Raw genomic sequence first — 13473 nt, 5'->3', positions numbered from 1 at the left:
CTTTTTTAGGTAGTCCAAAAGAAAGATTCTGACTACTGGGGTTTGCGCGGATTGTCAATAGATTTTAGTTTTATTGAATTTAGCTTATTGGAATAATTTATAAATAAATATAGGTATATAGGTTTTATTGGGTATGCCTAAAAAATGATTTATTCCCAAAAAATACTTGACATACATCCTGTTGGCTGTAGTAGTTCTTGTGCTTCTCTGAAAAGTTAGTCTTGCCGAACTTTGTCTCTCGGAAGCCCATGGCTTTACCGGGTGGATCGGGGCGTACGAACGTCTGTGATGAACCATGGCGTTTCCAGATAGTGAACCGTTTGCAACACGAAGGATGTATCGATGAAGTATGTGATGTGGATCAGGCTGCTCCTGGCAGCCGTGACAACCTTGAGCCTTTCTGCCTGCGGCGGGTCGGGCGGAGGAGGCGCAGCCCCCGGACCGGGGATTACCCTTTCCGGCGTGGTGGAAGACGGTCCCGTTTCCAAAGCCACGGTCTATGCCCTGAACAGGGACGGCAGCGACGGGCTTTACGGACCTTGTGTCACCGATGAGCAGGGCCGCTTTACCGTGACCGTGGGCGCTGGTGTGGACCTTAAGTCGCTCATGCTTTTTGCCCGCGGCGGCAAGGATGGCACCACCGGGCCGGACGGCCTTAATTTCAGGGGGATGGTCATGATGGCTCCCCTGGAGATGTATGAAGGCAAGACTCGGGCCGTTGTGGTGAGCCCGGTGACCACCCTGGTGGGCCTTGATGTGGCAAACGGGGCGTCCCTGAGCGCCGCCCGCACTGCCGTGGCCGGCAGGCTGAAGGTCTCGGAAGACAAGCTCACCGCCCGGCCCTCGGTGGAAGGGGGCCACTTTCACGCCAAGACCATGATGCTCTCCTTGGTTGCAACAGCAAGAAGAACCAAGGGGTGTAAGGGAAGCGCCTTTGAGGGGCTTACCTTTTCAGCGGACGGACTCCCCGATACCTCCGAGCATCCCGAACTTGATGAGGCGGTCACTGCCATCAAGGAGGCCGTGGAGAAGGGAGAGGCCCCCGGTGAGGTGTTTGTGAGACGACGGCTTTTGTCGTGCCTGACTGAGGTGCTGGACGCCAACAGCCCCTCCTCATCAAAGGATGATCCGTTGTTTAAAACCCGCGCGAGGGATCTCATCGGCGATATCCTGGCTGCGGCAGGTGGCCGGCCCATCCATCTGGAGAGTATGGCCCCGGAGCGTGTCATCCGATGGGTGCTCAGGACCTCCGGTATCGAGACCTATGATACCTTTCTGGGGGATACCTATCCGGTCCTTATCGGCTGGGTCAGGGACAACACGGAGATCGCATCCATCATCACCCCTGTGGCGGCAAAATACGACATCAGGGAGCCGTTGTTTGCCAGCGAGCTGCTGGGTGACGACAACGCCAAGCGCTTGGATTACTATTTCAATTCCGATGCCTCCCATCTCTACAAGGCTGAAAAACTCGTTGAGACGGTGCGGGATGATACGGTCAATGACTACATTCTGGAGCGTGTCGCCCATGGCTTGGCCGAGGCCGGCCTTTTTTCAGAGGCCAAAACCATCTTGGACACGAAGGTTTTTTCAACCATGGTACGAGCTGAAGGGTTCCGTCGGTTGGGCAAGACTTTGATTTCCTTCAATGAGCGCACAGGAGGTATTCCACAAGAGAATATTCTTCAAGCCCTTGAGAAGGCTGAATCTCTGTACAAGAAAAAAATTGAGGCAGTGGGTAAGGCCTATTTTGATGATAAAGACGCTGCCGCATTGAATAGCCTTATCAACCAATACAGGGAGGCCGGAGAGATGGATAAGGCCGACTCTGTGGTGCGGTATGTCAAAGAGTGCAGTGAGGCGATGGCAGAAGTAAATGCCTCATCGCTGAACCGTCTTGTCGTCTCCATGAAAAAAGCGGGAGACAGCTTTGTGGAAGATGGCAACGAAGCCCAGGCCGCTTTATACCCGGGTATGATGCTCTCTTTATCAAAAAAGGTCCCTGCGGACGATGCGGTCAACCCAGATTATCCAAAGAAAGATGATGATCCGCATACGGTTGATTATTATAGAAAAAGGGTGTTTTGCCTTTCGTGGGTTGTCCAGCTGTACGCCTCAATGTACGAAACATTTGGGGACGAAGCATACAGACTCGGTGGGATGAATGCATATGAAGAGATCAGGGCGCTGTGTGATTCATATCCGTTTACGAAGTCTTCTACGTGGTTTTACGTTGCAACTTATGTGATACCGGGCCTTTGCACCTTTGGTGAGATGCCCCTGGTCGATTCGTTGATCAATGAGGCTCCTGCGGCGTACAAAAATCGGGTTTATGCCTTTTTAGCAACTTCAAAGGCTGTAACGTCAGAAGACATAGATGACGCTTTGGCCGTGGTGGATCGAATCGTCAACAAGGATAAGGTTAAGGAAACTAAGGAGAAGATTAATGCTCTGACTTACTTTGCCCAAAACAAAGGCTCGAAGCGAATGGCTGCAACCCTGATCGCCCTGGGGCCTGGTCGGTATGCCGAAGCTGTCAAAGCCTTGGAAAAGGCCCAAGCGATTTTGGACGACTTTACGACGGATGATAAAGAGGCTGCTTTTACTGTCAAAATTCTACAAGGTTACCCAAAGCTGGCGTACCTTTATAGCTTGATGAATAAAAAGGATACACAGCTTGCTTTCTGCGAAACTACAGAAGCCGTTGCCCGGGATATTTCCGGGGCTCTGTGGAAGGTAAGAGGCCTTTGCGAAGCCTCTTCTTGTTGGATCTCGGTTGGCCGTCTTGACCGCGCCGCTCAATGCCTTGTTGAAGCTCGGTCTGCGGCGGACGGTGTTGTCGGGAAAGGAGCCGACGCCTCAGAGGTGGCCGAAATGTATCTTTGGTTGGCGAGGTCCCAGGTCGCCTTGGGAGATAAAGGGCGGCTGCTTGAGGTTGTCAGTACATTTGCGACCAAGAGTGTCCGTATCTTCGATGAGTCTATCACCGATGAGCAGTGGGCCTCAGGGCAGTACGGAGAACACGACGAACTTCTCACTCTTCGGGGTGGGTATTTGATCCGGGCCGCCAAGGTTTTGATCTCCTTAGGTTATACCGATGAAGCCATAAGTATATTAAATAAGGCGATTGCCACGAAAGCGGCTTTCTATGAAGACGATGAATGCGTCAAGCTTTGTGTTGGCAGCTCCACCATTTCAACGAAGTCATTAACCCTTGCCAATGCGTACACGCTCGCTGGTGCCGTTGACAAATCCGTTGCGTTGTCAATGTCCATGGGGAACCGTGCGGAGATCAATAGGGGGATTAAATTAACGGCTGCCACCATGGCTGAGATCGACGATTTTTCGGAAATGCCGTTTTGGAGCCCGGAAAAGCCGGAAAACTGGGTCGCCCAAGTCGATACCGACGGCGACGGTCTGCCTGACTTTTTCAGCCCATTGGCTTCCCCTGAGGACATCGCCGCATCGGGCCTGACCCTGGACCCGGACAGCGACGGGGACGGCATACCGGATACAACGGACACCCGGCCCCTGCATGCCGATTGAGATCCCCTGTCGAGTATTTGTTTGGATTCAACCGCATAATCGTGAATGCAGCGAGGCGGTTTACGGGACGTACCCAAGGAGTCCTTCCTATGGAGGGCCCCTTTCAGATGGAAGAGTGATGCAATGATACGAAGGTGTGTGAGGCGATGCGTCGGCCTCTACGAAGGGTGTTGCCCGGGCCGCGGGCACGCCGCATGGCTGGTGGTCGCCATGGCCCTGATGGTCGCTGGTTTTGCGGCAACGGCATGGGCTGAAGAAGGAACAGCAAAGTCTCCGGTTGAGGTTGCGGTCTCTGGAAGTACAGACCGGGACGTGGAAAAACAGCGGTGGAAAGAGCGACGAGGTGGCGGTGAAAGGGGATACTCTCACCGTGACGGGTACCATGGAGAGCAAGGCCTCCGGGGTGTCCATTCTTGATTATCAGATGCTTCGGCATCTTTCCGGTGGGAACGGGGATTTAAACGAGCTTCTCCTGGTGTTGCCGGATATCCAGCCGGACGACTCCTGGCGCTCTGCCAAGACAGCCGGGGAGATCCTGCCTGTGAATATCTCCATTTCCGGCGGCAAGGCCTACCAGAACAATTTTTCCGTGGACGGGATTTCCAACAACAGCCTTCTGGACCCTGGCTCCGAACGTCAACAGGTGGTCAACGACGTGCCCGGCCATCCCCAGGAGATTTTTCTGGATTCGGACCTGGTGGAGGAGGTGGCGGTTTACGACAGCAACGTGCCTGCCCGGTTCGGTGATTTTTCCGGCGGGGTGGTGGACGCAAAAACCGTCAAGGCGGGCATCAAGCCCAAGGGTAAGGTCTATTACAGGACCACCCGGAGCCAGTGGACCCACTTTTTCCAGTGGGAGGAAGAGGAAGATGATGAGGCCTCCCTTACCCCGTCGTCTTCCGACGATGAGGTAATTGAAGACCCCCGGTTTGAAAAGCATATTTACGGCGGAAGCCTCAGCATGCCCCTGGGCGATACCCTGGGGGTCTTGGGTTCCGTCAACGAGGTGCGGTCCACCATCTCCAAACGTCATTTCAAGGGGTGGAAGGATGAAGAGCGGCACCTGAGAAATATCATGGCCAAGCTCTCCTGGGATCCAGATTACCTGAAGGCCTTTGAGTTGAGCCTGTTTCACTCCCCGTATGAGGAGGAGCGTTTTCTTTCGGATATCAAAGACAGCGACTACACCATCAAGGGGGGCGGGGATCGCATCCAGGGGCGTTGGAACCGGGGGCTGGGCTTCGGTGCCCTGGAGATCACCGGGGCATTTCGAAGGAGCGTGAACGAGCGCGAGGCCCCGAAGGATCTTCGCCAATGGGCTGCCACTGCATCCAAACCCTGGGGGGCTGATGCAGGATCTGCTTACTCCAAGGAAGGCGGCTACGGGGATATCTCCAAGACCCAGGAAAGTTTAACCACCCGTGCCGATCTGTCGGAGATCTCCTTTAACGGGTGGGGTGGGCGCCATACCCTGAGCACGGGCATTGCTCACCGAACCAAAAGGCACCTTCGACCGCAAGGAAACCTCCATGATCTACACGGACCCGGTAAAGTCCGATACGGTTATCTCCCCCGGCAACAGCTACGACTGCGAAGACAACCAGCAGTACTTCAGCATGCGCAAGGTCTTTGATGTCGACGATTCCTCGGCAGTTGTGAATGCCTTGAGCCTCTATGGCCAGGACGAGATGGTGTGCGGCAGAGTCACCCTGCGGCCGGGGCTCCGCGTTGCAGCCAACGATTTCATGGACAACCTGGACGTGGCTCCGAGGATGTCTGCGTCCTGGGACAGCTTCGGGGACGGCCGCACGGTGTTCACCTCGGGTTTCAACCGGTACCACAGCGCCACCTTCATCACGTACAAGCTTCGAGAGGCCAAGAAACCGTATCGCACCGAGGTGCGAAAGCCCTATCTGGATATGGTCTTTTCCGGCAGCGATCCCTCCGGGACCCTGGGCGGTTTCTGGTGGCCGGTGTCGGACGCCGGGAACAATGTGGAGACCTTTTCCTCCCTGAAAACCCCCTATGCCGACGAATTCCAGATTGGGGTCGACCAACAGGGGTTGGGGGCGGAACCCTGGGGTACAAGTATGTGCGCCGAAAAGGGCGGGAGCAGTTTGCCCGGACTTACGGGGCCATCCAGCCCGACGGGTTGCGCTATTACACCATGACCAACGACGGCTTTTACGACCACAAAAGCCATCGCGTGGCCTGGGGGCGCCGCTTCGGTGCCCACAGCCTTAACCTGAACGTAACATACCAGGATACAGACTCCTCCAACGGCTCCTACGACAGCGAGGTGGACGATGACCGTGTCTGGTACGGAGACAAGGTGATTTATAAAGCCGAGCTGCCCAGGAGTACCTTTAACAAACCCTGGATGGCCAACGTCACGGCCGTTGCCTCTCTGCCCGCGCGCATGACCCTGACCACCATCGCCCGGTATCGGGGTTCCTACACCAAGGTGGAGAGTACGGGCAAGACCAAAGAGGTCCCCGACGACCAGGCCCAGACAAACCCTCTGACCGGGGAGAAGGTCTCCGAAGAGCTCCCGGTCTACGCCGAGCGGGATCGCTCCTCCAGTGTGGTGGTGGATTGCAAGCTCCGCTGGAAGCTTCCCTTGTGGGGGCAGAGTGTGTTTACAACCACCCTGGAGGTGAACAACCTCTTTAACAAAAAAGTCCTGGCCGATGGCAAGAACTACGAACTGGGCCGCCAGTTCTGGCTTGGAGGCGAGGTGAGTTTCTAATGAAAAGGAGCAATGAGACCATGTCGGACACGGTGATCCAGGTGGACAACCTGTGCCACAGCTACGGGGGCAAGGATGTGCTCAGGGGCCTCAGTTTTGAGGTGAAAAAGGGCCGTATTTTTGGGCTCCTCGGGAAAAACGGAGCGGGAAAGAGCACCACCATCAACATCATGATGGGGTTTCTCTCCCCCAAAGGCGGGGTGTGCCGGATTTTCGGGGAGCCCTCCCACAGTCTGCGACCGGAGACCAGGGCCCGCATCGGCCTGCTGCACGAAACCTTTCTCCAGTACGTCTTTAATTCATCCAGGCTGAGTATTTACGCCTCTTTTTATCCGATGTGGAACCACGGGGTGTTCAGAGATCTCATGGACCGTCTGGGGCTCCCGGACAATCGCAAGATCCACCGGATGTCCTGCGGCCAGCGGTCCCAGGTGACCCTGGCCCTGATCCTGGCCCAGATGCCCGAGCTGATGATCCTGGACGATTATTCCCTGGGGCTGGACGTGAGGACCGTCGCCTGTTTCTCGACTACCTCCTGGACTATGCGGAACGTTACGGCACAACCATTCTCATTACCTCCCACATTGTTCAGGACCTGGAGCGGTTTGTGGACGATATCGTGATTCTGGATCAGGGCCGTACCCTTGTGAGCTCCAGCCTCCAGGGCTTCACCGAAGGGTTCCGCTGCTACGGCCTTCCCCGCAACGGGGGAAAAGAACCGGTACAGGACGGGATCATCGCCCGGACGGAGTGCCTCGGCGATCGGCAGTATCTCTACAGCTTTGAATCCCAAGACGTCGTGCGTGAGCACCTGGGTGCCTCAGGCATGGATGCCGCAGGGCTTGCGCCGGTCTCCATGACCCTGGAAGACGCCTTTATCGGGTTGACCGGGAAATATTGATGGCAGGTAACGTTTAAACGTATGGATCCGGCGGCTCTGTTGGCGGTTAAGTTATCTTAACGTCAAATACATAGTCCTTAACGGATCGTTTTGAATGACGCTTGGGTTTTGGTCATCGTTTGGGCCGCGACCTTCGAAAAAACCGATAAAGAATGACCGAAACGGAGCGCCGCACTCCGGTGCGGCTTTTTAGTCCGTCGTTACCCGTGCCGCACAGGAGTGCGGCGCTCCAGGGGGTGGGGGGGCTCAGGCGGTTATGTAAATATGCCGATGGTCGAAACGATGATGAAGGCCGACGTTTGATTTAAAGGCGGATGTGAGTTGACCCGAGGAACGAGGGGGAAGCGCATTCACAACCTGGGGCCCAGAAGATCAGCCCCTGGCTGCCGGAGGCAGGCTTATCCATGCGCCTTAAGCATAGAAGGCATCAACAAAACAAGGATATGAAAACACATGTACAAGGCGATTGTATATAAGGAGTGGATCAAGCTTCGCTGGTTCCTCCTTGTGTTGCTGGGGATCACCCTGGCGGTTTATGGGAAGATTTTTATCATGCTCAGGTCGGCCGTGCTTGCCAAGGGCGCGTATCATCTCTGGTACATGGCGGCGATCAAGCAATCCGTTTTTTACGGGGACATCATGTGGCTGGCACCCTTTGTGGGGCTGGTGACAGCCCTGGTGCAGTTCGTACCGGAGACGGGCAAGAGGCGCCTGCGCATCCTTTTTCACCTGCCCCTGCCCCACACCCTGTCCCTGGTGTGCATGCTGGGGGTGGGATTCCTCTGTGTGGCAGGCCTGTGCGGGATCAGCACCGTGTGCCTGGCCCTGATCATGGGGCGCTATTTCCCCGCGGAGATCGTGTCGGGTGCCCTGTTAACGGCGGCACCCTGGTGCCTTGCGGCGGTGCCTGCCTATTTCGGGGCTGTACTGGCCCTGGTGGAGACGGCCTGGTGGCGCAAGGCTGTTTACGGTGTCATCGCCTTTGGCACGATGTTGCTGCTGGTGAAAAAAAGCTTTGGGGTTTTTGACGTCTCTTTGGACTGGTATGCCCTGGCGTGTGCCCTTTATCTGCCCACGGTTCTGTTGCCCGCCCATCGATTTAAAAGGGGGATTGTCTGATGCTCAAGGTTTCGCGATGTGCCATTGTTCTCCTGATAACCCTGGTGTGTGCCATCTACGTTCCGGAGCAGGCTAGAAGGCTGCTTGTGGAGAGGTCGTTTTCTCCCTTTATCCTCTACAGCTCATCTCTGAAGACATTTATGGTCAATGACAGGGATAAAGAGACGGGGCAGCGCCGGATGACGGATCTTTCCGGGAAGGAGTACACCAGACGAGAGTTTGAGACGGCCCTGCCCATGTTTTTTTATAAAGATCTGGCCGCCTGGGGCTGCCTGCCCGAATCCCTGGACGGTGTAGAAGTGACCTATAAAAAGGTGGCCATGAACCGTCAGGTGCTGAGCCTTCGGCCGCGCACCTTAAACAGCCCGGTGGTGCCCCTGTATCCCCTGTACGAGTCCGCTTCGGGGTTTACCCAGCTGGAGGAGCCTGACTCTATGTTTCGGGTGACAGAGGCTTTTGAGTTTTTGGACGCCGAAAGCAACGCCGTGGATGCGGACCGGTCCGATCGGTTTACAAAGGCGTTGACCCGCAAGGGGTTTGTCTTTCCGGCCCAGGGTATCTTCGGTAACCCCACAGCCCGGAAGCCCTTTGACGAAGGCTATTTCATTACCGATGCCGGGGGGACCCTTTTTCACCTGAAGATGGTGCGGGGAAACCCCTGGGTGAAGAATACGGGGCTGGCCCCGGCCAGCGGTATCCGTTACATCGGCATGGACGAAAACCCCCGGCGGGAGTTTTATGGCCTGATGATCGAAGGGGACGGCACCGCAAGCCTTCTCTCCTATGACGACTACAGGCCCATTGCCCTGCCCATGGCGGGCTACGACCCGGATACCATGAGCCTTGCCGTGTACTGTGACCTTCTCAAGCGGACCTTTGTGGTGACGGACAAAAAGAGTGTCCGGGTGTGGGTGACGGATCGCGCTTACCGCCCCATCGCCTCCCATACCCACGGGCTGGAAGCCAAAGGAGGGCAGAAGATGCTCAAGCAGCTCTTCCCCCTGCGGGTTGTCCGCGCCAAAGGAGAGACCGCCTATGCGCTGCTGGATGTTTCCTTTAACCCTGAGGGCTGGATGATCTCTTTGATCTGCCTTGCAGGGCTTCTGGGCTGGCGCATGAGGCAGCGTCGGGCGGGGCGTCATCCCGAAGATTATCTGCTCATTCTTCTCACGGGGGGCTGCGGGCTGTTGGCTGTGGCTTTGACGGGGTGTCTGCCGGAGGCAGATTAAGCGTTACGTCGGTACCACTGATAAACAAAAAAAAGCCGCAGCTTGTGCTGCGGCTTTTTTGTCTCTGAGTATCAGACCCCCAAGGGGTTGTAGTCGCTTTACTGTTCCGGCAGGGCCAGGCGCACCAACTCCAGAACCTTGGCCTCGGGAAGGCGTTCGTTGGTCTTGGCCACGAAACCGGTTTTGTGGGTGAAGCGGATATCGGGGCGTCCCTGGAGCTTGGCAAAGTTCACCTCCGGGGCGTTGTCAAAACGCATGAGCTTCCACCCGTCCCCACGGCTGTCCCGGGTGATGCAGACTGCAGCCGGGTCTGCCTGGCGGAAGTTGAACTCCTGGGCGCCTTCGGAGTCGTCGGTGTCGCCGATGAGGATGCCGTAACCGTTGATGGTCACGCGTTTGGCGTTGGACCACAGCTCCAGCTGGTCCGTGAGCTTTTGAGCGCTGTCCAGGGCCTTGCGGCCGAATCGGCGCATGATGGGGATCAGGGAGTCGGGGTCGGCGGCGAACATGTCGAGCATCCACCCTTCCATGGGGCTGTAGGTGGTGCGCAGCTCGGTGGTGCCGATCTCAGCGCCCACCTTGGCCGGGCCGAATCGGTCGATGCGGTCTTTAAAACGCCACCAGGGAAGGGACGACAGGGAGGCGGCGCAGCCCAGGGCCTCAGCCACCAGCACAAAGCTTGCGGAGAGCTCGATGTTCTGGTGGTGGTCATAGTTGCGTTTCTCCGGGTCGTACTCTTCGCCGATGTCCACCACCCATATGGCGGGGTCTGCCACCTCTTCGGCCGTGGGCTCTCGTCTTTCTATGGTAAAATCGGTGTCCGGGTGGACGGCCAGAATAAGGCAGAGGGCGAAAAATTCGTCAAAATGTGAGGAACCCGGGTGGGTGATGATCAGCTCGGTCAAAGCGGTCTCCCTGTGTTTCGTGTATGGGTATTTTGGCGGCGTGTGGTCGGGTCGGGAATCGTTCGGGCGAAGGGGTCTGGCACGGCGCATACCGGTGTCGGTCCGTTCCGTCGGACTCAAACGGTTCGTTTCCAAGCCTCCAAAGATTGTCATGGATTTCAGGCCTTGCAGGCCGGGCGCATTGCTGATTGGAATGCTCGTAAAAGAGTTGATGTTATCTTATATGGCGGTGGATGGCAATAAAAGAATAGATGGTGCGTGACGTAAAGGGTACTGGAATTGCATGGATACCGGGGTGCCGGGGTGATGGCTGGTTTGACAAACCCTTTGCCTATGGGATATTAAAACAAATTTACTTGCGCCTGTCCGAGGGCATGCATGGCCTTGATGGCGGCATGCGGGATGTTTTTTATGGCAGAACCTGAAAAGGGTAACGATTGATGATAAAAAAATTGACGGTGAACGCGCTGGCCTTCTGGGTCATTGCCGGTCTCTCCGCCGCATACGCCGATGGGTCCGGCTCCTGCGAAAGCGGTGATTGTGAAAACGGACAAGGGGTGTACCACTACGCCGACGGCGGGAGTTACGAGGGAGCCTTCAAGTTGGGGGTTGCCTCGGGAAGCGGAGTGCGCGTCTACCAAGACGGGACCCGTTACGTCGGGCAGGTAAAAGTCGGCATTCCCGAAGGCGTGGGCGAGATGATTTTTCCCGACGGCACCCGGTACATGGGGGGCTTCGGCGAGGGGCTGCAGAAGGGGCACGGCACCGTGGTCTACGGAGACGGACGACGGTTTACCGGTTCCTTTGACGATGGGCGGCCCAGCGGTCACGGGACCCTCTTTTTCAAGGACGGCAAACGCCTTACCGGAACCTTTAAAGACGGAGTTCCCCAGGGGCCGGGGGTTCTTTTTTTCGTGGAAGGGGCTGTGTACACCGGTGAATTTCGCAAGGGACGCATGGAGGGCACCGGGACCCTGGTCTATGCCGACGGCCATGTCTACGTGGGATCCTTTACCAACGATACCATGAACGGGGAGGGCACCCTCACCGCACCGGACGGCAGTACCCTCAAAGGGGAGTTCGTGGACGGGCACCTGGAAGGGGAAGGGGAGATCGCCTTTCCCGGAGGCACCTTGTACACCGGCAGCATCGTCAATGAGAAGATGCAGGGCAAGGGGATTCTTGTGGAGCCCGACGGCACCCGGTACGAGGGCATGTTCGAGGAGAACCGGTTCCACGGAAAGGGCACGGTCACCTACCCGGACGGCGCCACCTTCACCGGTCCCTTCATCGAAGACAAGATCGCGGGCAAGGGCCAGTGGACCTTTGCCGACGGAGCCCGGTTCTTCGGGTACATGAAAGACGCCCGGATCATGGAGGGCAAGGGTGTGTACACCTCGCCGGACGGCACCCGCTACGAAGGGCGGTTCCACGAGAATCTTTTCGAAGGGGAGGGCATTCTCACCACGGCCGAGGGCGTGCGGTTCGAGGGCTCGTTCCATGAGGGTCTGATGCGAGGTCCCTTCAACGTGTTTTACCCGGACGGCGCCCGGTACTCAGGGGAGGTCAAGAGCCTGAAGCCCCATGGGACCGGTACCATGACTTTTAAAGACGGGAGCAGCTTTTCCGGTCTTTTCAAGGAGGGTCTTTTTGACGGCGAGCTGAACGCGCAAGCTCACCGACGGCACCGAACTTCGGGGAACCTGGGTCAAAGGCAAGCCCGACGGCAAGATGGTGACACGGGCGTCGGACGGGACCACCCGGGTTGTGACTTACGCAAACGGACAGCCTGTGACGGCTGAAAACCAGGGCTCCGGGGCGTCCGGCGACGCCCCTCGGAAGAGCGACACCAACACACCGGAGGGAAGCTGATGAAGATGGCATCGACGGATGAGCAGATCCTGCGCGCAGCCAAGGAGATCGTCGTAAAATTTATCGAGGTGGGGCGCGTCTCCCCCACGGGGTTTGACGAGGCGTTCAAGCAGATCTACAGTTCGGTTGCCTCCGCAGTGAAAAAGGAGGTGCCTTCAGCAGGGGGCGAATAACCCCGCGTGAAAGGCCGGAACATGTTTGACGCCCTGCAGGACGGGTCCTGCAGGGCGTTTTTTATTTGTTCTCCGAGGCGGCTTCCCGGGCAAAGTCTCCGAGCTCTTTTCCCCCTAAGCTTTCCAGGGTTTTAAAGAGATTGGGGTAGGCGGCCAGGGACGCGTTGATGATCTCGTCCACGGGGATGTCGTCGTAGGAGCCCCGGTCCAGGACATACTCCATGTGTTTGCGGCCTTCGGCGTCAAAGGGATGGAAGAGGCAGTCGGTCTCCCCGTCGAACTCCAGGGGGTGGACGCCGAACTTTTCGCACAGGGAGGCGTTGAAGGTGGGGGTCACCTTGATCCATCGCCCGCTGAGGAACACCTCCGAGTAGCCGTGATAGACAAAAAGGTCGGTACCCATAAGCTCCCTCAGGCGTCGGGTGCTCAGGTGGTTTTTGACATCGGCGAACCCCAGGCGTGCCGGTACCCCTGCGGCCCGCACGGCAGCGGTATACACCAGGGCCTTGGCCACGCAGTAGCCCCTGCCCTTTTTCAGGACGGAGCTGGCCCGCATCCCGTCGGGGCTGAGGTCGTAATAGTACGGGTCGTAGAGGACGTCGTCGCGTACGGCGTTGAAGAGGGCCATGGCCTTCTCCTTGTCGGAGGAGAGTCCTGCAATGCGGGGTGTGACGTAGGCGGCGATGGCCTCTGAGTCGCAGTCGATGTGATGGGTGGGGGCCAGATAGCGGGTGCGTTCTTCGTCGGAGAGTCTCATGTCGGTCACCATTTTTCTGTGTGATGTGTGTGGATTCGATCCCTGACTGTGTTGCGCCGTGGCCGTGGCGGGGCTCCCTGGACGGCCGGTTCCACCAGTATTTCATAGTGGGCGGTGCCGGTGGAATCGTCTTTTTTGTCTTTTTTTAAATAAGCGATGCGAGGGGCGTGGGTATGGTCTTGGAAAAACAAGCAATTTGCTTGTGGTGTGTGGGTGTTGTGT

General features: G+C 57.1%; 12 protein-coding genes. 10 read left to right on the top strand and 2 right to left on the bottom strand.

Translation table 11 applies throughout. The annotated features are described in order from the left end of the window. Positions 1-342: 342 nt before the first annotated feature. The 8 genes from ACOYW1_RS17925 to ACOYW1_RS17890 all read left to right on the top strand — a co-directional run bounded on the left by ACOYW1_RS17925 (position 343) and on the right by ACOYW1_RS17890 (position 9544). Positions 343-3546 carry a hypothetical protein gene (locus ACOYW1_RS17925; protein WP_482419130.1) on the top strand — a complete coding sequence of 1068 codons (3204 nt, stop codon included), beginning with the start codon at positions 343-345 and terminating at the stop codon, positions 3544-3546. 277 nt (positions 3547-3823) lie between these two features. Continuing rightward, complete coding sequence (locus ACOYW1_RS17920; RefSeq protein WP_482419129.1) at positions 3824-5179, top strand: TonB-dependent receptor; 1356 nt, start codon at positions 3824-3826, stop codon at positions 5177-5179. Continuing rightward, entirely contained in the window at positions 5076-5717 is a 642-nt protein-coding gene (locus tag ACOYW1_RS17915) for a hypothetical protein (RefSeq protein WP_482419128.1), read from the top strand. The genes ACOYW1_RS17920 and ACOYW1_RS17915 overlap by 104 nt, the downstream gene beginning before the upstream one ends. Next, positions 5639-6295, top strand: coding sequence for a hypothetical protein (locus tag ACOYW1_RS17910; protein WP_482419127.1), 657 nt, complete (start codon positions 5639-5641; stop codon positions 6293-6295). The genes ACOYW1_RS17915 and ACOYW1_RS17910 overlap by 79 nt, the downstream gene beginning before the upstream one ends. Then, positions 6295-6918 (top strand): ATP-binding cassette domain-containing protein, encoded by a 624-nt coding sequence (locus ACOYW1_RS17905; protein ID WP_482419126.1) that lies wholly within the window; start codon positions 6295-6297, stop codon positions 6916-6918. The genes ACOYW1_RS17910 and ACOYW1_RS17905 overlap by 1 nt, the downstream gene beginning before the upstream one ends. Further along, positions 6903-7196: a hypothetical protein gene (locus ACOYW1_RS17900; protein WP_482419125.1), complete on the top strand. Its 294-nt coding sequence runs from the start codon at positions 6903-6905 to the stop codon at positions 7194-7196. Before ACOYW1_RS17905 ends, ACOYW1_RS17900 begins: the two co-directional genes overlap by 16 nt. A gap of 453 nt (positions 7197-7649) precedes the next feature. Next, a complete protein-coding gene (locus ACOYW1_RS17895) occupies positions 7650-8315 on the top strand; it encodes a hypothetical protein (protein WP_482419124.1) in 666 nt (221 codons plus the stop codon). Next, positions 8315-9544, top strand: coding sequence for a DUF4857 domain-containing protein (locus ACOYW1_RS17890; RefSeq protein ID WP_482419123.1), 1230 nt, complete (start codon positions 8315-8317; stop codon positions 9542-9544). The genes ACOYW1_RS17895 and ACOYW1_RS17890 overlap by 1 nt, the downstream gene beginning before the upstream one ends. 98 nt (positions 9545-9642) lie before the next feature. On the opposite strand, the gene ACOYW1_RS17885 is transcribed toward ACOYW1_RS17890, so the two are convergent. Further along, a complete protein-coding gene (locus ACOYW1_RS17885; protein WP_482419122.1) occupies positions 9643-10449 on the bottom strand; it encodes an MYG1 family protein in 807 nt (268 codons plus the stop codon). A 440-nt stretch (positions 10450-10889) separates the two neighbouring features. On the opposite strand from ACOYW1_RS17885, the gene ACOYW1_RS17880 reads away from it, so the two are divergent. After that, positions 10890-12251 carry an MORN repeat-containing protein gene (locus ACOYW1_RS17880; RefSeq protein WP_482419121.1) on the top strand — a complete coding sequence of 454 codons (1362 nt, stop codon included), beginning with the start codon at positions 10890-10892 and terminating at the stop codon, positions 12249-12251. 69 nt (positions 12252-12320) lie between these two features. Then, positions 12321-12494, top strand: coding sequence for a hypothetical protein (locus ACOYW1_RS17875; protein ID WP_482419120.1), 174 nt, complete (start codon positions 12321-12323; stop codon positions 12492-12494). A 61-nt stretch (positions 12495-12555) separates the two neighbouring features. Here the strand turns inward: ACOYW1_RS17875 and ACOYW1_RS17870 are convergent, their stop codons facing one another. Then, positions 12556-13251 carry a transglutaminase-like domain-containing protein gene (locus ACOYW1_RS17870; protein ID WP_482419119.1) on the bottom strand — a complete coding sequence of 232 codons (696 nt, stop codon included), beginning with the start codon at positions 13249-13251 and terminating at the stop codon, positions 12556-12558. Between the last annotated feature and the right edge of the window lie 222 nt (positions 13252-13473).

The organism is Desulfoluna sp. CYM3A, from assembly GCF_056829965.1.
Note: the sequence above shows the minus strand (reverse complement) of the source record. Positions and strands in the feature narration are given on the sequence as shown.